Raw genomic sequence first — 19,800 nt, 5'->3', positions numbered from 1 at the left:
AAAAATGATGAAAATTGAAGTAAAAAATTTAACAAAATATTTTGGAAACTTTGTTGCTCTTAAAAATATAAATTTAGAGATAATCCCAGGTGAATTACTGGCACTTCTTGGGCCATCGGGAAGTGGGAAAACTACACTTTTAAGAATGATAGCAGGACTTGAAACAGTTGAAGATATTGATAGTGGTGAGATTTTATTTAATCAAATAAACGTAGCAAAAAAAGATATAGCTCAAAGAGATATTGGATTTGTATTCCAACATTATGCACTATTTAGACATATGACAGTTTTTGAAAATATTGCTTTTGGATTAAGAGTAAAACCTAAAAAACAAAGATTATCAAATGATGAGATAAATAAAAAAGTTACAAAACTTTTAAATCTTATCCAACTTGATGGATTTGCAAACAGATTTCCTTGGCAACTTTCAGGTGGTCAGCGACAAAGAGTTGCACTTGCGAGGGCTCTAGCTGTTGAGCCAAAAGTTTTACTTCTTGATGAGCCTTTTGGAGCTTTAGATGCAAAAGTGCGTTCAGATTTGAGAAGATGGTTAAAACAGCTTCAAGAAGAGTTGAAAATTACAACGATTTTAGTAACCCATGACCAAGAAGAAGCACTTGAAGTTGCAGATAGAATTGTAGTAATAAGTAAAGGAAAAATCGAGCAAGTAGGAACGCCTGAAGAGGTATTTCATAATCCTGCAAATGAGTTTGTTATAAACTTTTTGGGAAATGTAAATCTGTTTCATGAAAGAAAAAATGATACGGAGCAAAAATATCATATCAGACCACATGAGTTAGAAATAGTTTCAAGTGAAGATAAAGATATTATTTCAAAAGCTAAGATTAAATATATTCAACTAGCAGGTTCACAGGTTAAAATTGATTTAGAAGATGTGGAAGATACTACAAAAACCATTTTAGTTGAAATCTCTCACCATGAATTTAAAAATAAAAACCTTAATAAAGGTGATATTATTGGAATAATTCCAAGAGAACTAAGAACATTCCAAGATGGGGCAGGTATTTAGCCCCTTTTACATAAGATATATCATATTAATTTTCTATTGATTCTAATCAAGATAAAAAATTTCCTATTCTATTATACTTCGCGATATAAATATTATAGGAGATCTTATGTTTAATTTAAAATCATTATATTTTAGAATGACAATAGTACATTATTTGGGAATTATAATACTTCCTTTGAATGCATTTTTATTTACTACAACAACTATTTCACAAATTGTTCAAATCATTATTGCATTAGCACTTGTTATTCATGAGTTAGATGAAAGAAAAAATGGAAAATTATTATCAAAAGAGTTAGTTAGCTTTCTTAAAAATATGGATAATAAAAATGTTAGTTTTGAAATAAATACTACAATGGCCAGTGAATATACTGAAATAAAAGAAGTTATAGATAACAGAGAAAAAGAACTTATTAAAAAAGAAAAAGAAGAATCATTTTTAATTGAAGAAGCAAAATCTGTAATGGATAAGGTAAAACAAGGTTTATATTCACAAATCATAACATCAACAACATCAAACAAATCATTAGAAGAGTTTAAAAAAGGTGTTAATGAAATGATTATTGAAACAAGACAAAATTTTTTAAATGTTAATAGCATTTTAGAAAAATATACAAATTATGATTATAGAGATACTTTAGAATTTAAAACTATTTCTTCAGAGGGAGAGTTTCAACATTTAGTAGAGGCTGTTAATAAATTAAAAGAGGCAATAACTCAAATGTTATTGGCAAATAAAACAGATGGTGTATCTTTACAAAATTCATCTGAAAGCCTTTTGGATAATGTGGATAAATTAAATTTATCTTCAAATGAAGCAGCAATAAGTTTGAAAAATACAGCACTTGTATTGAGTGAAATAACTCAAAATGTTGATAAAACTTCAACTCAAACTATTCAAATGTCAACCCTTGCAAATGCAGTTGTAGGTTATGCAAATGAGGGTTTATCTTTAGCTTATAAAACGACCACAGCAATGGATGAAATAAATGAAAAAGTAAGCGCCATAAATGAATCAATTACAATAATTGACCAAATAGCTTTTCAAACAAATATTCTTTCTTTAAATGCAGCTGTAGAAGCAGCAACTGCTGGTGAAGCAGGAAAGGGATTTGCTGTTGTTGCACAAGAAGTAAGAAATTTAGCAAATAGAAGTACAGAAGCTGCAAAAGAGATAAAAGATCTTGTTGAATCTGCAAATATAAAAGCAAATAATGGAAAAAAAATAGCAAATGATATGATTGATGGTTATACTATTTTAAATACAAATATTGATAAAACTATTGAATTAATAGGTGATGTAGCAAATACATCAAAAGTACAACAAACAGGAATAGTTCAAATAAATGATGCAATAAATATACTTGAAAAACAAGTTCGAGCAAATGCTGAGGTATCATCTCAAGCAAATAATATTGCAGTTAGAACATCAGATATTGCCAATAAAATTGTGGATAATGCAAATCAAAAAGAGTTTTTAGGGAAAGATAGTATTGCTTGTAAACGATGCAGTTAATGGGAAATAAACTATGGATTTAAGTTATAAAAAGTTATTAAAAAACTATAAATTTAATGAAGAAGATGCCTCATCTTTAAAAGAATTAGAAAGTATTGCTCGTATTTATACCAAAGAATTATTAAGTGGATTTTATGAGTTTATATTTGAATTTGACCATGCACGTATGTTTTTACATAATAAAGAAATTCTATCAAGACATGAAAGAGGAATTGAACTTTGGTATCTAAATCTCTTTTGTGGATTATATGATGAAAACTATTTCAAGAAATTACATACGATTAGTGAAATTCATGTTCGTATAGGTTTACCAGCTCATTATGTTAATGCAGCATTTAGTTATGTAAGAGGATTTTTAAAAGAGATTTTAATTAAAGAAAAAAGATATGAAGTATTAAAATCTGTGGATAAAATAATAGATATTAATTTAGATATTTTAACAATAGCATATAAAGATGAAGAACAAAGTAAACTCTTAAGTGATATTGTATTTTTAAAAGATGTAGTTGAAAGTTCATCTATTGAACCATATTTTCAAGCAATTTTTGATACAAAAACTTTAGAGATAAAAAAATATGAATCTTTAATGAGATTAATCAATCCCAAAACTAAAGAGGTATTTTCTGTTTTTGCATTTTTACAAACAGCTAAAAGAATAATGCTGTATGAAAAAATGATGCGAATTATGATAAAAAAGAGTTTTAAACAATTTAGTTCTTTAGATATAGAATTTAGTATAAATCTTTGTTATGAAGATATAGCAAATAAATCTTTTAGAGAATATATTTATAAAAAAGTTAGAACATTCCATAAAGCAGAAAATATTATATTTGAAATACTTGAATCTGATTTTATTGAGGATTTTAATATTGTAAAAGATTTTGCTACATATGTTAGAAAATTTGGTTGTAAAATAGCCATTGATGATTTTGGAAGTGGATATTCAAGTATGGAAAATATTTTGAAACTGAAACCAGAAATTATTAAAATTGATGGTTCTTTAATAAAAAATATTGATACCTTATTAGAATCAAAAACTATAGTAAAAAATATTGTTAATATGGCAAAAGAGTTAAATGCAACAACTGTTGCTGAATATGTACATTCAAAAGAAGTTTTTGATATTTTAAAAACCTTAGATATTGACTTTTTGCAAGGGTTTTATTTGGCTGAGCCTAAAAGGTGGCTTTAATTGAAGGCTAAAAAAAACAAATTAAGAGTGACTTAGCTATTATAAATTAAAATAAATTTATGGATAAAGATTTGGAACAGTATACTTATTTTAAAGAAATTAGTATACCATCCTATGAACTTTTAATCTATGAAGATTAAGGTTTAGATATTAAATTCATACTTTTTATTTTTTCCAATAAATCCATATCACTCTTTGCTCCATCCATAGTTAAAGATGGGTTGAGTTTGAAAGCTTCTAAATTTAATGTCATCAACTCTACTAATAACTCTTTAGATTTTACCGTTTCTGTATCGTTAAGTTTTTCTATTTCTGTTTTGTATCTTTCAAAAGATTTTGCTAATGACTCTTTGTGAGAATACTCTTGCTCTAGTCTAGCATACTTATTTAAATTTAGATTTGCAACGGTTGCTATCCAAATAAAAGGAGCATTTATCATAAATCTTACAGTAATAGAAATTAAATCAATTTCTTTTAAGTTTTTAAAATCAATTGTATTAAAATTAAAACATCCCATTACAATCAAAACAAATACAAAAACTCCTAAACTTATATATTTATTTATTTTTGCTTCTTTAGCCTTTTGAAAAAATCCTCCACCTAATCCCGCATCACTTGATAAATTTATTACTTTTCTTGCTTCTATTTCTGTTTCTTTTAATTGAGATAATCTTAACTCTAATTCGTCTTTTAATGAGTTAATTTCTTTTTCTTCATCTCCAAATATTTTTTTATAAAATTTATCTAATTCTGTTTGCTTGGTTTTAAAATCTTTATGTAAATTTTCAACTTCATTACTTATTGATTTTTCATTAGAAATTATAGATGCATATTTCTCTTCAAATTTATCAATATGTGCATTTAATATTTCAATTTTTACTTTTTCACCTGTTTTATTAACAAATAAATCATTATAAGCATTTTTCGTTTTTTCATACATTTCATTGTATACATCACTTAGATTACCGCTTTGAGTCTCAAATATATTTGTATAAGCTTCTTGTATAGCTACTTTATTATCTTCTAGTTGATTTATAGTTTCATCTGAAAGTAAATTCTTTGCATTTTGGAAGCGGTTGTTTTCATTTAAAAAAGAATCAATTTCTTGTGCCTTTTCTAAGATACTTAAAGATTTAGTTGCATTATTTTTTATTAAAGCTATCTCATTCTCGAAAACATTTCTTAAAGATTCTTCTTCATCAGATTTTATTAATTCTTCTTTTATTGAATAATAATCTCTAATTTGATTATAAAATTTTTCTAATTCTTTTAGTTTACCTTTAATTTGTTCTTCATCAAACTTTGACATTTATTTCCTTTTATGTAGTGATAAGTTATTTTCCAATTTTTAATAATTATATTACATATAATGTAAAATCTATATGTTATTAATAATAAAAATATGTTATTACTTATTTCTTTAAATGCATACTAGGTAAATAAAGACAAATTTTATACTAAATTTAATTTTCTTTAAACCCTCTCAATCTTAACAGCACTATGATTATAATCAGGTTGCAGTGAGTCTTTATCGTATAAATCGTGTGTTAGGTAGTTTATATCTCTATTACTTATTGGCATAAAAATTGTGTCGATTCTTATATCTTGCGTTAAAATTGCTTTTGATTCTATTTCTCCTCTAATTGATGAGATTTTTATTGTATCTCCATCTTGGATTCCAAACTGTTTTGCGTTTGTTGGGTGAATTTCGCAAAAATTTAGCTCTTTATATTTTAGTAGAGTTCTTGGAAGATTTGTTTTTGTTCCTGTATGCCATTGGTCTCTTGTTCTTCCTGTTAGTAGTGTCAAGGGATATTTTAGGTTTGTTTTTTCGCTTAATAGTTTATTTTCCACAAAAAATAGATTTGCTCTTTTATCTTTTGTTAGAAACTCTCTATTTTCTCTGATTTTTTCTCCCCAAATAAATGGTTCCTTTGATAGATTATCATAAGAAGCTTCATAAATATTTAGGTGTGGATTTAGTTTTGTCATCTCTTGATACTCTTCAAAAATCTCTTTTGTTGACGTAAAATTAAAGGCTTCTTTATATCCTAATCTTTGAGCTATTAGTTGGAAAATTTCCCAATCAGGAAGACAATCTATTGAAGTTCTTGTTAGTTTTTCTTGTTTTGTAATTGTTCGGTCAAGATTTGTTTGAGTTCCCTCTTTTTCTCCCCACGGAGCAGCTGGAAGTCTGATGTGGGCAAATTTTGCACTCTCGCTATTTTCATAGGCATTTATTTCCACAACCATTGGGATTTTTTTCATTAACTCTTCCATTTTATTTCTATTTGGAAGATGATAAATTGGGTCTGTGTGACAGATAATTAAAACATCAAGATTTGCTTCAAGCATTTGAGTGGCAGTAAGTCCTGGAATATTTGAAACTTTTGTTGTTTTCCAAAACTCTTTTACTTTATCAACGGACTCTTTTTCAAATCCTAAATGAACCGCAAGTATTGTTGAAAGTCCGCCAACTTCCCGTCCTCCCATTGCATTTGGTTGACCAGTTAGTGAAAATGGTCCATTTCCTTTTGTGAATATTTTTCCAGTTAAAAGGTGAGTATTTATAATAGCAAGATTTTTATCAACACCTTGAGATGATTGATTTATTCCCATGGTCCATGCTGTTATGATGTTTTCATTCTCTTTGTAGAGCTGCCAAAATTCTTCGAATTGCTCAGTGCTTAAACCTGTTCTTTTTAGCATTTTTGTAACGGGAACTCTTTTGAATTTGTTTTTTAGTAAGTCATAGTTATTTACGTGTTCTTCTACAAATTTTTCATCAACTAAACCCTCATCTATGATTCTTTTTGATACTAAATTCCAAAAGTCAATATCACTTCCTGGTTTTATTGGAAGAAATAAGTCAGCTATTTTTGCTGTATCTGTAAATCGTGGGTCAATTACAATGATTTTTAGACCTTGTTTTTTTGCAGTTTTGATTCTATTATGAAAAACAACATGAGCTTCAGCTGTATTTGCACCAACTAAAATAAGTAAGTTTGCATCATGGACATCATTCATACGAACTGGAACATAATCAGCTCCTAAAGACTTTTTATAGGCAACAACGGCACTTGACATACAAGTTCGGCTGTTTGTATCTACATTATTAGTTCCAATAAAACCTTTCATTAGTTTATTGGCAATATAATAATCTTCCGTTAAAAGCTGACCTGATAGATAAAATCCTACTTTTTCTTTTGGAGAAATTGCAATTTGAGTTGCGATTTTACTTATTGCATTACTCCATGTTGTTTCTTTAAATTCTTGGGTTAAATCATCTCTTGATTTTGGTCTTAATAATCTTGAGGGCGTTTGAATACTTATTAATTCAGAAACTCCTTTTGAGCAAAGTTTTCCTTCATTTGTGGGATATACAACGTCACCTATTAATTTATTTTCTTCAAATTCTAATCCGCATCCAACACCACAATAACCGCAAACTGATTTAATCATTTTTAATCCTGTCATAACATATCGTATAATTTATGTATAAGTATACTGCAATATTTAATGTAAATTTAAGAAGAATTGTCTTAAATATATACAATTATTTGGAACTTTTTAGCATTAATATGAATTTTATTAATTTTGATATGTAAAGTATAAATTTGTTATTTTGATAAAAATAATTTAATCATTTAAAAGTAAGTTAATTATATATTCAATTATGATATAACTATAACTTTAATAATCAAGGACTAGAATGGATGCTATTAAGTTAGAAGAGTCTACTTATTTTTGCAAAAAACATAATCTACTTTATGTTGTAAAAGATAAAAATGAAAAAAATAATAATTTAGAATATTTTAAAAATCTTTTTAATGAAGTTTTATTAGTTGATGATGGTCTTGAGGCATTAAATGAATTTAATAAAAATAAATTTTCAATAATTATTACAGATATTGAGATAAAAGGATTAAATGGTTTTGATTTAATTGAAAAAATAAAAAACATAAATAAAAATATTTTAACAATTATCTATTCTAGTAATGATAATAAAGAGAGTTTTTTCAAGACAATTGAACTAAAAATAGATGGTTATTTAATCCCTCCTTTTAATGAAAATAGTTTCTTAGAAATTTTATACAGGTCAATAGTAAATTTAAAAGACAAAAAAGAGATAAAAAATAAAAAAAAAGAAAATCTAAGAATTCAAAAACAATATACAGACTTAGTAGATAAAAGTTCTATTATTTCAAAAACTGATAAAAGAGGTGTAATAACTTTTGTAAATGATAATTTTTGTAAAATTTCTGAATACACAAAAGAAGAATTACTAGGAAAACCTCATAGTATTTTAAGACATCCTGATAACTCAAAGGAAATTTACAAAGAATTATGGGATACAATTAAAGACAAAAAATCTGAATGGTCAGGTGTTATTAAAAACTTATCAAAAACTGGCAAAACTTATTATATAAAAACTACAATCAAACCAATTTTAGACTCTGAAGATAATATTCTTGAATATGTAAGTATTAGAAGTAATGTAAGTGCAATTATGAGTGATAAAAAATATTTAATTGATAAAATTGAGTCAAATAATTTACTTTTATTAATTCTAATTCAAATTGAAAATTTTGATATTCTCGATAAATTTTATAATATTTTAACAGTAGATAAAATTGAAAAAATGTTTGCATTTAATATGTTGGCTTATTTACCAAACTCTTATATTTTTGAAGATATTTATAATATTGGAAATGGAAGATATGCCCTTTTATCTGATTTTTTTGATTTTACATCTTCAAAAACAAATATAAATGAATATCTGGAAATTTTTGTAAAGAATATAAAAAAATCAATTTTAGTAGTTGATGAAATAGAGTATGACTTAAATATAATAGTTAGTTATTCTTTTGGAAAAGAGCATTTATATGAAGATGCTAAATGTGGTTTAGATGAAGCAATTGATAAAAAGATGTTGATTAAGTATGCAAATGATTCATCTATTAAAGAACATTTAGAAGCTAAAAAAAATATGGAAATTATTAAAATGGTGAAAATTGCCCTTGATAATTATAAAATAGTTTCATATTTTCAACCAATAATTAATAATAAAACAAGAGTAATAGAAAAATACGAATCTTTAGTTCGTCTAGTGGACGAAGAGGGAAATGTTTTATCTCCTTATGCTTTTTTAGATATTTCTAAAAAAGGAAGTTATTACAATAAAATAACAGAGCGTGTTTTAGAGAATTCATTTAAAATTTTAGAACATATAAGCACAAAAATTTCAATAAATCTTTCATCTTTAGATATAGAAAAAGAAGAAACAAGAACAAAACTTTTTTCACTTTTAGAAGAGTACAAAGAGCATTCTTCAAGAGTAGTTTTTGAATTACTAGAAGATGAAGTTGTTCGAGATTTTACGGTTATAAAAAAATTTATTAAACAAGTAAAAAAATTTGGTGTTAAAATTGCGATAGATGATTTTGGTGCAGGATATTCAAATTTTGAGAGATTATTAGACTTTGAACCAGATATTTTGAAAATAGATGGAAGTTTAGTTCGAAATATTGTTAAAGATGCTTATAGTAGAAATATTGTTGAAACAATAGTTTCTTTTGCGAAAAAACAAAATATTATAACAATTGCTGAATATGTTGAAAATGAAGAAATTTTTAATATTTTAAATGAAATGGGAGTTGATTACTCTCAAGGTTATTATTTTGGAAAGCCAAAAAAAATATCTATTTAAAACTATTTTTTAAGAAGATAGTTTTAAAAATAGAATGAAGTTTAAAATTAATAAAAAATAAAATCCAACTTTATAAAATAACAAAGGATCTTTTTTTAGTAAAGGTGTTTTTTTCTCAAAAAATGGTTTTACTTTTTGGGGATATTCAAGTTCAAATCTCATATAAGAATAGTTTGAATACCTCAAACTTTCATCTGTACTTATGGCTCTTAATATAACACTTTCAAACCAAGTGGGAATATTATTATTTAATTTTTGAGGTTTTTTTGCAATTCCAAAAGTAGGGTTTTGAAAAGGCTCTATCTCTCCATAGGGAAATTTTCCAGTTAAGGCTTCATATAAAGTAACTCCAATAGAAAAAATCTCTGTTTTTTCATTTATTGCACTTCCCGTAAATCGCTCAGGAGCTAAATATGAGGGAGTTCCTGCTTTATTTGTGATTGAAAAGATTTCTGTGATTGAACCAAAATCTATTATTTTAAAGATTTTTTTTCCATCTCTTTCCATCACTATTATATTTTCAGGTTTTATATCACCATGAACAAGATTGAATTTTAAAAGATATTCACTCATTGAAACAAGTGTTTTTGCTAAATTTATTGCTTCATCAATAGATAAATTTCTTTTTTTTAAGTATTGTTTTAGGGTAATCCCATCTAATTTTGTCATTAAATAATATCTAGCACTTCTATGTTTTGGAATAAAAGATTTTGGGAAAAATCCAGCTTTTAATCTTTTTGCATTCCATGCTTCTTTTATATATAAATCTAAAATCTCTTCATTTTCTATTGCTTCGTAGGGTGCAAATTTTATTACATATTCTTGGTTGTTTTTTTTGCAAAGCCAAGTTCTATCGTTTTGAATTAAAGAGTGAGTTAGTTCATAACCATCAATTATGTCACCTTTTTTTAGTTTTTCAGGAATTTCAAGATTTAGATTTTTCATTGATTCAATATAATCTGTTTCTAAAATTTCTAAAACTACGGCTGTTGTATCATCGGGAAGATTATCATTTACTAAGGAACTAGCTTTTTTTACCATTTGGTACGCACCATTTGGAATATTTTTACTTAGGGTGTCATTACTCATCAAAGAGTACAAACCATCACTACATAGAAGTATTTTGTCATCTTTTTGAATATTATTTTCAAAATAAAATATCTCAATATTTTCACTAATTCCAACAGCATTTGATAAAACATCTGCCATTCCCTCTTCATTATGGTCAAAAGAAAGCTGATTTAATTTATTATCTCTTAAAAGATAAATTCTGCTATCACCTGCATTTGCTCCATATAAACGATTTCCTTTTATAACACAAACTGTTACGGTTGTGGCATATTCAGGTCTTTCATATTCTTGAATAGATTGGGCATAAAGTATAGAATTGATTGAAGTAATAAACTCTTTTATAGCTTTTTCAATACTCCAAGCTTTTGGAAGATTTTTAAAGTTGTTTATTAGATGAAGCGTAACTTTTTTGGCTGCAAGTGCGCCTTCTTGCGCACTTCCAACTCCATCACAAACAACTGCAATTGTCATATCATCAAGTTGTTTAATTTCATAAAAATCATCACCAGTTAGCTCTTTTCTTTTAGCAAGAGAAAAGCCTGAAGTTTTTATGTTGTTTTTACTCATTTAAACACCCCTTTGATATATTAAAATTAGATTCTTCCGCCAGCTTGAACTCCCCAAGTAGTTCTCCATCTTGTTTTTACAAGTGAAATTCCTAAAATGGCAATAAATACAACAATAGCAAAAATTATAAATCCAGCTGCATATCCATCAAATACACCTTTTGACCAACCAAAAGTTTTGATAATCGCAGTTCCACCAAGACCGCCTGCACATCCAATGATTCCTGTCATAATTCCAATATCTTTTCCAAATCTTTGAGGAACAAGTTGGAAAACTGCACCATTCGCCATACCAAGATTTGCCATAATTAAGAATAATACCACAATAGCTATACCAAATGGTAAAGTAAATGTAGCACTAATAATTGATAATAAACAAACAACACCATAGAAGAAATATAAAGATTTAATTCCCCCTAATTTATCAGCAATTGCTCCACCAACTGGTCTTAAAACAGCACCAGCAAAAATACATAAAGCTCCAAAATATCCAGCTGTTACCATTACATTTGGTTCAGTTAAAATATCAAGACCAAATGCAGCCATTTCAGGTTTATATGTACCCATTAAGAAAACTTTCATATACACAGCAAATCCTACAAATCCACCAAAACTAATAGAATAAAACAGATTAAACCACCAAGTATCTTTGTCTTTTAATAGTTTTCCATAATCTTTTAGTTTTTTTGGATTTGATTTATAAACATCAGCTGGTGCATCTTTTGCCATGAAAATATAAACAACAAAAATGAATAAAGATAATACAGCTCCCACTAAAAATACTGATTGCCATCCCCAAATTTCAGCAATTTTTGGTGCAAAAATAAAGTCAATTACAACTCCAATATTTCCAGCACCCGCAAGTCCTAAAACAACACCTTGAAGTTTTGGAGGATACCATTGACCAGCTTGTGGAAGTGCAACTGCAAATGAACCACCTGCAAAACCTAATATAAATGCAACAGCTAACAACTCATCATAAGTAATTGTTGCACCTTTATAATAAGCATAAAATAAACCCACAACAACAATAAATTGTGATGTTAATGCAGTTTTTTTAGCTCCTACTTTATCAACAAAAAATCCTAATACAACTCTTAAAATTGCACCAGCAAGAACTGGAACTGCAACTAATGTTGCACTTTGATCTGCACTCATAATAAAATTTTGAGTAGCTTTTAATGATTCAGCAATTTCAGTCGCTAACGGACCCATCATTGTCCAAACCATAAAACTAAAGTCAAAATACAAAAAAGCAGCTAACAGTGTTGGCCAGTGACCTTGACCTTTTAATTCTTTTAAAGACATAACCATCTCCTCATTTAATTTATAGGGTAATTATAAGCTGTAAAAAATATTAAATTTACATTTTAATGTATATAAAGTATTCAATTATTAATTTTTATGTTTTACTAAGTTTTTAGTAGGATATTTTATAATGTTAATCTATAAATATATTTAATAGTTATAATATTAATGTAAAATTAAGTTTAAATTGTATGTATAATATACAATTTAGTTAGATGTATAAGTTTGTCTATATGTTATTATTTAAAATAAGTATTAAAAAAATAATATGTTTAGTATCTATTAAAAACGATTTAAAACTATCAGTTGTATAAAAAATTTCCATTAAATAATGGCTAAAAGATAAATAATTATCTATAATAAAGTATAAATAAACATAATAAGTTGTAAAGATAATGATAAGAGAAATAATAGAAAAAGAATTAGTTGAAATCTATTTTCAACCAATTGTATCAATACGAACTAAAAAAATATATGCCTTTGAAGCACTAACTAGATGTACATATCAAGGGAAAACTATACCTCCTTATGAACTTTTTGCTTTAGCATTGGAATCAAATTTGAGTTTAGAATTAGATATATTAACAAGAAATAAAGCTATAGAAAAATTTAAACAATATTATTTGAAAAATAATGACTTATTACTATTTCTAAATTTTGAATCTTCACTAATAAATACTTTTGATAAAAATCTGAGAAACTATTGTTTTGTTGAAACAATTGATGATATTGTAATTCCTTACAAAAATTTTGTAATTGAAATAAAAGAGGATGAAATAGCAAATACTCAAGCTTTAGAAGACTTTTGTCTTTATTATAAAGAGTTGGGATTTGCAATAGCTTTAGATGATTTTGGAACGGGGAACTCTACTTTTGATAGGATTAATTTAATAAAACCTGATTTAATAAAAATTGATAAATCACTATTTAGAAATATACGAAATAATCAAATAAATAAAGAGATAGTAAAAGCAATAATTAAAATGAGTCACAATTCAGGAATTACAGTTTTAGCAGAAGGCGTAGAAGATGAAGATCCAATTTGTCTTTCAATGAAATCAAATGTAAATCTTTTTCAAGGTTACTATTTTTCTAAAGCAATTAATGAATTAGATAGTAATGAAGAAAATAAAATTTTGTCAAAAATTGCTGAAATAGGGAATATATTTAAGCAAAGAACAATTGATTCAATAAATAAAAAAAGAGATTTGGTAAATAATTATAATTTAGTCTCAGATAAAATCATTGAACAATTTAATTATATTGAAAATGCAAAAAATATTATTGGAAAAGAGTTAGATAATTATTCTACTTTAGAAGCCATATATTTAATAGATGTAAAAACATCAAAACAAGTACATGATACAAGTATAAAAAGTATTAATGACCGTTTCAAACCATCTAAAAATGGCGATGAACATTATCTAAAAGAGTATTACTACATAACTTTGGAGTCAAAACAAGGGATATTTTTAAGTGAAAAATATATCTCATATGCCAGTGGAAATATATGTAAAACATTTGCTAAAAAATTTGAATTAGAAAATGAATCTTACATAATATGTTTAGACATAATAATTAAAAGGAATTAATCATGAAAAGTTTGTTGGACAAACTTAGTTTAAAAACGAAATTAATATTTTTAATAACATTCCCTTTTCTGGGATTTTTATTAATTTCAGTACTTTATATAAATCAGATGTTATTAGGTGATTTTGATAATAAATCAATTTTTATAGTAATATTTGTACTACTTGTAATTTTAATTACACTTTTTTTGTTTGTATCAATTTCAAACAATATTAATAACTCTATATTGACAATAAAATCAGGACTTAGCCGATTTTTTAACTATCTTACTTCAACGGAAAAAAATCTTGATATGATTGATTTAAATTCAAATGACCATTTAGGTGAAATGGCACAAGAATTAAATCAAAATATTCAAAAAATAAAAGATGGGCTTGCAATTGATAATGAAGTTATAAGTGAAGCAAAATTTGTATCAAAAATGATAGGGAAAGGTTTTTTAGTTTATCGAATAAATGGGAATGCAAATAATGTTTACATAAATGAATTAAAAGATAATTTTAACCATATGATTGACTCTTTAAGGGAAAATATTGTTAATTCATTTATTACATCACTTAGTTATGCAAATGGAAATTTTGAGATAAAAGCTGATAAAAGTGATATTGGAGCAATTGTAAATACACTTTTAAGATGTTTAAATATGATTGGAACAAATGTATCTGAGTTTTTAGCAATGATAAATAAAAATGGATATGTTTTAGATGAAAAATCAAATCAACTTTTAGCCTTAGTTAGTAGTTTACATAATGCTACTATTAATCAAGCAGCATCACTTGAAGAGACAAGCGCAGCAGTTGCTGAGATTACATCAAATATTGCAGATACTTCAGTAAAAGCTAAAAACATGTTAGAAATTGCCACAAAAACAAAAAACTATGCAAATGAGGGAATTAAGTTAGTTGAAAATACTGAAAAATCAATGCTTGAGATAAATGATTCAACAAGTGCTATTCAAGAAGCAATTACAATTATTGACCAAATTGCATTTCAAACAAATATCTTATCTTTAAATGCAGCCGTTGAAGCAGCAACTGCTGGTGAAGCTGGAAAGGGATTTGCAGTAGTTGCAGCAGAAGTGCGAAATCTTGCAAACAGAAGTGCCGATGCTGCAAAACAGATAAAACATCTTGTTGAAGTTGCAAATTTAAAATCAATAGATGGTAAAAATTATTCACAAGAGATGAAAAATAGTTTTGAAAAACTAGCTTCAATGATTCAAGAAAATACAGTAATCATTGATGATGTTGCAAAATCAAATGAAATTCAAATGCAAAATATTTCACAAATAAGTGAAACGATGAATAGACTTGATCATATAACTCAAGAAAATGCAAATATGGCAACAAAAACAAAAGAACTTGCAACTCAAACTAATGACGTGGCAAAAAGTATGATAAAAGCTGCCGCATTAAATAAATATGATAAAAGTGTGGAAAATAGAATTTCAGATTTTGATTTAGTTCAAGAGATAAACAATGTAAAAATAGATTATGCAAAATATAAACAAGCTATTTTAAATCAAGTAAATAATAATAGTAAAGATATAAATATAGATGTTGAAAATAGAAAAAATATAGATATATTTATAAAAAAATATGAATCAAAAGGAAAAGTTAACACTTTATCTTTAGATAAAATAAAAGAAAAAACAGTTCAACTAGATACAAAACTTTCATATTATGGTTTAGCAATAAAACAAAGAGATGAAAAAAATATATTAACTACATCCGTTGAAATAGAAAATATATTAGACGAGTTATTTGTAGAATTAAACAATATGAAAAATACAAAACAATAGAATATAATGTAAGAAAATAAGAAATCGCTAATTATAATAATTGAAGAAGTTGCCAATTTAAGGGATTTTATTTAATATCTTAATTAAATAATAATTATATTAATATTAAGATAAAAAATAAAATAATTTGATAGAATACTTATATATGAATATTTTATAACTTTTTCAAGGAAATTCTATGGATTTAACTCTTCCCCAAGCTGCAAACTTTTTGAAACTTATATCAAAACATTTACCAGATATGTTGTGGGCAAAAGATTTAGAAGGTAGATATTTGTATGCAAATGATGCAATTTGTAATAAATTATTAATGGCAAATCCAGAAGAAGTAGTTGGACAAAAAGATGTTTTTTTTGCCCAAAGAGAAAGAGAAAAACACCCACAAAATAAACAATGGCATACTTTTGGAGAGTTATGTTTTAATTCTGATTATGTGGTAATTGAGCAAATGAAACCTATGATTTTTGAAGAGTATGGAAATATCAAAGGAAAACTCGTATATCTTGAAGTTCATAAAGCTCCTTTACATGATGAAAATGGGAAATTAATTGGAACTATTGGAAGTGGAAGAGATATTACAGCACAAGTTTTATTAGAAAAGAAAAATGAAGAATTAGCCTATTATGATCAATTAACAAATTTACCAAATAGACAAAAGATAATTTTGGATATTAATGAAAAAGCACCAACAGCATGTGTAATTTTTAATATTGATGAATTTAAAGTAATAAATGATTTTTTTGGTGTGGAAAGTGGAGATAAAATTTTACAAGATATTTCAAAATGGTTTTTAAGTTTGGATTTAAAACCATATAGAATTGATGGAGATGAATTCGCAATTTTATATTATGAAAATATTTCAGTTGAAAATATAAAACATAATATTGAGCATCTTTTAGCTTTATTTGAAGAAGAACTATTTCATATTGAAGATGAAACTATTCATATTCAATTTTCTGCAGGAATTGCAAAAGTAAAAGATAAACTACTTACAAAAGCTGATATTGCTATTAATTATGCAAGAGAGCAAAAAATAAAAGTTTCAATTTATGAAGAAAATGCAAATATTGAACAAAAATATAAACAAAATCTTGCAATTGCAACTTCAATAAGAGAAGCACTTTTAGATGATAGAATTATTTGTCATTATCAACCAATTATGGATGTTCAAACAGGTGAAATTAATAAATACGAAACATTAGTTAGAATGGTTGATAAAGATAATCAAATAATTCCCCCTTTAGATTTTCTAAAAATTGCTAAAAAAACAAAACTCTATTCTCACATTACAAAAGAGGTTATTCATCAATCTTGTAATACCTTTAAAAATAGAAAAGAGAGTTTTTCTGTAAATTTATCAATAGATGATATTCAAGATGCAACTACAGTACAAGAAATTATTCATACAATTATAAATACAAATACAGCTTCACGAATAGTTTTTGAAATATTAGAATCTGAGGGAATTGAAAACTATGATGAAGTTGCAAATTTTATAACACAAGTAAAAGCACTTGGCGCAAAAATTGCAATTGATGATTTTGGAACAGGTTATTCTAACTTTGAGCATATCTTAAAACTAAATGTTGATTTTATAAAAATTGATGGTTCTTTAATTAAAAGTATTCACACAAATAAAAGACATAGAATAATCGTGGAAATAATTGTTGATTTTGCAAGAAAAACCAACTCTAAAACAATTGCTGAATATGTAATTGATGAAACAATTTTCTCAATCATAAAAGAGATTGGAGTAGATTTCTCACAAGGTTTTTATACTGGAAAACCTGATTTATTAAAATAATTATTTTCATTTGGGACATTTAAAACTCTTTGAGTATTTAATTTTGGCAAATCTCCATGAATATTTATAAAAGAATTGATAAGTTTTCTTTCAAATTCTTTATGATTTAGAGTTCTGATTATTCTAAAGTAGATATTTTTATTCTCTTTTATAAACTCTTTGATATTTTTTGTGTGAGCATATTTAAATGTATATGTTTTTAATCTTTTTTTTATATTATTTGATGACCCTATATATATAACTTTATTTTTTAAAAAAGGATAACTAATTGTTTTTTCAGATGATAGTTCATAAACACCTGATAAATCATTTTCTAAAATAAAAATATTTTTTTTAGTTAATTTCTTTCTTTCAACATAAAAATCTTTTGTATGTAAAGTTAAATCAATTAAATTCTCTTTTTTAGTTCTTGGTATCAGATATGTATTTCTAATATTACAAACAGTTCTTCTAGATATTTTAATATGATATTTAATAAATAATAATTCTACTAAATTATCATCATTTTTTATAGATTCAGAATGAATCAATTCTTTTATATATAAAGAATAGATAAATGTTTTTTTAGGAAATAAATTAGTCAGTTTATAAATTTTGTTTTCATTCATATAAGAAGTGTTATTTATTATTTTTGATAGTATTGAGGTATCTAAGTAAGAGTCATATTTTTTAATATATTCACTTATAAATATTTTTCTATCAATTATATTCATATCTAAATAATAGTTTGTTTTTAAAAATAACTTTTGAATTGAAAATAAAAAAGTAACAACTTTAAAAATAGTTTCATTTTTGATATTGATATTTAATAGTTTTAAATGATTATTATTCTCTAACTCTTGTTGGTATTCAAATTTTATTAAAAATAGTTTAAAAAAATAAAGATTTTTCTTTTCATACTTAAAATAATAATCTTTTGTTTCATCACAAAAGTAGCTCTTCGATAAAAATTTAATCTTAATTTTTTTCTCTTTACATGCTTTTTTAAACCAGCTAGAACTCAAAATATCTGTTTTTAAATAATTTAAATAAGTCCTAAAACTCATCAAATAGAGCTTGTTAATGAGTAAATAAAAAGAGATTTTTTTCATTCGGCATTTTATCAAAATAAGCTAAAAAATAAATTGGCCAATTAATTGGAAGATAAGATAAGATAAGATAATAACTTTTTACATATATAAAATAGTAATAAAATACTAATAAAATAGGGAGGAATTAAATATGAAATAATTCCAATTAAGAGAAGATGAATTATCTTTTGTAAAAAGGCTTATAGTTTAAAGTAAAGGAAAATATTTTGAAATATAGATATTAATTAAGAAGGAAAAACATGTTTAATAATTTAACAATCAGGATAAAGTTAATACTATCTTTTTCTGTGATTATTGGTCTGATAGTATTATTGGCAGTGTATAGTATTTATGCAACAAATAAATCATCTGATGGTTTTACAGAATATCGAGGAATTGCAAAAAGTAGCGTTCTAGCAAGTAGAGTTCAAGCAAATATGCTTATGATGAGATTATCTGTTTTGAATTATATAAATAATCAATCTAGTGCAGATTTAGAAAAATTTAGTGATTATCTTGATAACTCAAAAAGCTTTATAAATGAAGCAAAATCTGATATAAAAGATACAAATAATAACCTTTTATTAAAAAATATGGATAGTTCACTTGATACGTATAAAGAGAGTTTTTTACAAGTTGTTGAACTGATGAAAAAAAGAGATAATATTCTTACTAATAATTTGAATGTTAATGGTAAAAAAGTCGAAAATGCCTTAACTTCTATAATATTAAAAAATCAAGAAAAAAATAGAATAGATTTATCTTTTGAGTATTCGAAAATTTTAAAAGATTTTCTTTTATGTAGATTATATACTATGAAATTTTTAGAATCAAATAGTAAAAATGATTATGAACGAATACTTAGTGAGTTTGTGAATTTTGAAGATAAAGTAAAGCAATTTAGAAATAATTTTGATAGCGTAGAAATAAAAGAGATTATTGAATTAACAAAAATATATAGTAATGGTGTTAATGAGATATATGAAACTATAAATCAAAGAAATAAAATTTTGGATGAAAAAATTTATATTATTGGACCTGCAATCGCTGAAACTGCAGAAGATATAAAATTATCACTAAAAAAAAGACAAGATGAAATTGGACCAGAAGTTGCAAAATTAAATGATGAAACAAAATTTTTA

The 19,800-nt window shown here is 25.6% G+C and carries 12 protein-coding genes; 7 read left to right on the top strand and 5 right to left on the bottom strand.

Going from position 1 to position 19,800, the window contains the following annotated elements; all coding sequences use genetic code 11:
* Nucleotides 1-7: 7 nt before the first annotated feature.
* The 3 genes from AVENP_RS11895 to AVENP_RS11885 all read left to right on the top strand — a co-directional run bounded on the left by AVENP_RS11895 (nucleotide 8) and on the right by AVENP_RS11885 (nucleotide 3,738).
* Nucleotides 8-1,030, top strand: a complete 1,023-nt coding sequence (locus AVENP_RS11895) for a sulfate/molybdate ABC transporter ATP-binding protein (RefSeq protein ID WP_128359110.1) — start codon at nucleotides 8-10, stop codon at nucleotides 1,028-1,030.
* 106 nt (nucleotides 1,031-1,136) lie between these two features.
* The gene (locus AVENP_RS11890) at nucleotides 1,137-2,546 is read left to right on the top strand and encodes a methyl-accepting chemotaxis protein (protein WP_128359109.1); all 1,410 of its coding nucleotides are present in this window, start codon (nucleotides 1,137-1,139) and stop codon (nucleotides 2,544-2,546) included.
* A gap of 13 nt (nucleotides 2,547-2,559) precedes the next feature.
* Entirely contained in the window at nucleotides 2,560-3,738 is a 1,179-nt protein-coding gene (locus tag AVENP_RS11885) for an EAL domain-containing protein (protein ID WP_128359108.1), read from the top strand.
* Between the two features lie 136 nt (nucleotides 3,739-3,874).
* Here the strand turns inward: AVENP_RS11885 and AVENP_RS11880 are convergent, their stop codons facing one another.
* Together AVENP_RS11880 and AVENP_RS11875 are read right to left on the bottom strand one after the other, a co-directional pair.
* Nucleotides 3,875-5,047 (bottom strand): hypothetical protein, encoded by a 1,173-nt coding sequence (locus AVENP_RS11880; RefSeq protein ID WP_128359107.1) that lies wholly within the window; start codon nucleotides 5,045-5,047, stop codon nucleotides 3,875-3,877.
* A gap of 164 nt (nucleotides 5,048-5,211) precedes the next feature.
* On the bottom strand, nucleotides 5,212-7,200 hold the full coding sequence (locus AVENP_RS11875) for a molybdopterin oxidoreductase family protein (protein WP_128359106.1): 1,989 nt from the start codon (nucleotides 7,198-7,200) through the stop codon (nucleotides 5,212-5,214).
* Nucleotides 7,201-7,450: 250 nt separating this feature from the next.
* Between AVENP_RS11875 and AVENP_RS11870 the strand changes: the two genes are divergently transcribed.
* Nucleotides 7,451-9,448, top strand: a complete 1,998-nt coding sequence (locus AVENP_RS11870) for an EAL domain-containing protein (RefSeq protein WP_128359105.1) — start codon at nucleotides 7,451-7,453, stop codon at nucleotides 9,446-9,448.
* Nucleotides 9,449-9,457: 9 nt separating this feature from the next.
* Here AVENP_RS11870 and AVENP_RS11865 read toward each other — a convergent pair whose 3' ends face one another.
* Together AVENP_RS11865 and AVENP_RS11860 are read right to left on the bottom strand one after the other, a co-directional pair.
* Nucleotides 9,458-11,086 carry a bifunctional protein-serine/threonine kinase/phosphatase gene (locus AVENP_RS11865; RefSeq protein WP_128359104.1) on the bottom strand — a complete coding sequence of 543 codons (1,629 nt, stop codon included), beginning with the start codon at nucleotides 11,084-11,086 and terminating at the stop codon, nucleotides 9,458-9,460.
* Between the two features lie 26 nt (nucleotides 11,087-11,112).
* The gene (locus AVENP_RS11860) at nucleotides 11,113-12,393 is read right to left on the bottom strand and encodes an MFS transporter (RefSeq protein WP_128359103.1); all 1,281 of its coding nucleotides are present in this window, start codon (nucleotides 12,391-12,393) and stop codon (nucleotides 11,113-11,115) included.
* 395 nt (nucleotides 12,394-12,788) lie between these two features.
* On the opposite strand from AVENP_RS11860, the gene AVENP_RS11855 reads away from it, so the two are divergent.
* The 3 genes from AVENP_RS11855 (at nucleotide 12,789) to AVENP_RS11845 (ending at nucleotide 17,588) form a co-directional block, all read left to right on the top strand.
* Nucleotides 12,789-13,985: an EAL domain-containing protein gene (locus tag AVENP_RS11855; RefSeq protein WP_128359102.1), complete on the top strand. Its 1,197-nt coding sequence runs from the start codon at nucleotides 12,789-12,791 to the stop codon at nucleotides 13,983-13,985.
* Nucleotides 13,986-13,987: 2 nt separating this feature from the next.
* Complete coding sequence (locus AVENP_RS11850) at nucleotides 13,988-15,784, top strand: methyl-accepting chemotaxis protein (protein WP_128359101.1); 1,797 nt, start codon at nucleotides 13,988-13,990, stop codon at nucleotides 15,782-15,784.
* A gap of 178 nt (nucleotides 15,785-15,962) precedes the next feature.
* On the top strand, nucleotides 15,963-17,588 hold the full coding sequence (locus AVENP_RS11845; protein ID WP_128359100.1) for an EAL domain-containing protein: 1,626 nt from the start codon (nucleotides 15,963-15,965) through the stop codon (nucleotides 17,586-17,588).
* On the opposite strand, the gene AVENP_RS11840 is transcribed toward AVENP_RS11845, so the two are convergent.
* Nucleotides 17,558-18,634 carry an RNA polymerase factor sigma-54 gene (locus tag AVENP_RS11840; protein ID WP_172664302.1) on the bottom strand — a complete coding sequence of 359 codons (1,077 nt, stop codon included), beginning with the start codon at nucleotides 18,632-18,634 and terminating at the stop codon, nucleotides 17,558-17,560. The two genes, AVENP_RS11845 and AVENP_RS11840, sit on opposite strands and share 31 nt — an antisense overlap.
* Nucleotides 18,635-19,800: the final 1,166 nt, after the last annotated feature.

The sequence above is a fragment of the Arcobacter venerupis genome, assembly GCF_013201665.1.
Lineage (GTDB): Bacteria > Campylobacterota > Campylobacteria > Campylobacterales > Arcobacteraceae > Aliarcobacter > Aliarcobacter venerupis.
The sequence above is the reverse complement of the archived record's forward strand: the minus strand, read 5'-3'. Positions and strand labels throughout refer to the sequence as shown.

Coding starts and splice junctions, on each gene's coding strand:
- AVENP_RS11895 (WP_128359110.1), top strand. CDS start 8: ATGAAAATTGAAGTAAAAAATTTAACAAAATATTTTGGAAACTTTGTT.
- AVENP_RS11890 (WP_128359109.1), top strand. CDS start 1,137: ATGTTTAATTTAAAATCATTATATTTTAGAATGACAATAGTACATTAT.
- AVENP_RS11885 (WP_128359108.1), top strand. CDS start 2,560: ATGGATTTAAGTTATAAAAAGTTATTAAAAAACTATAAATTTAATGAA.
- AVENP_RS11880 (WP_128359107.1), bottom strand. CDS start 5,047: ATGTCAAAGTTTGATGAAGAACAAATTAAAGGTAAACTAAAAGAATTA.
- AVENP_RS11875 (WP_128359106.1), bottom strand. CDS start 7,200: ATGATTAAATCAGTTTGCGGTTATTGTGGTGTTGGATGCGGATTAGAA.
- AVENP_RS11870 (WP_128359105.1), top strand. CDS start 7,451: ATGGATGCTATTAAGTTAGAAGAGTCTACTTATTTTTGCAAAAAACAT.
- AVENP_RS11865 (WP_128359104.1), bottom strand. CDS start 11,086: ATGAGTAAAAACAACATAAAAACTTCAGGCTTTTCTCTTGCTAAAAGA.
- AVENP_RS11860 (WP_128359103.1), bottom strand. CDS start 12,393: ATGTCTTTAAAAGAATTAAAAGGTCAAGGTCACTGGCCAACACTGTTA.
- AVENP_RS11855 (WP_128359102.1), top strand. CDS start 12,789: ATGATAAGAGAAATAATAGAAAAAGAATTAGTTGAAATCTATTTTCAA.
- AVENP_RS11850 (WP_128359101.1), top strand. CDS start 13,988: ATGAAAAGTTTGTTGGACAAACTTAGTTTAAAAACGAAATTAATATTT.
- AVENP_RS11845 (WP_128359100.1), top strand. CDS start 15,963: ATGGATTTAACTCTTCCCCAAGCTGCAAACTTTTTGAAACTTATATCA.
- AVENP_RS11840 (WP_172664302.1), bottom strand. CDS start 18,634: ATGAGTTTTAGGACTTATTTAAATTATTTAAAAACAGATATTTTGAGT.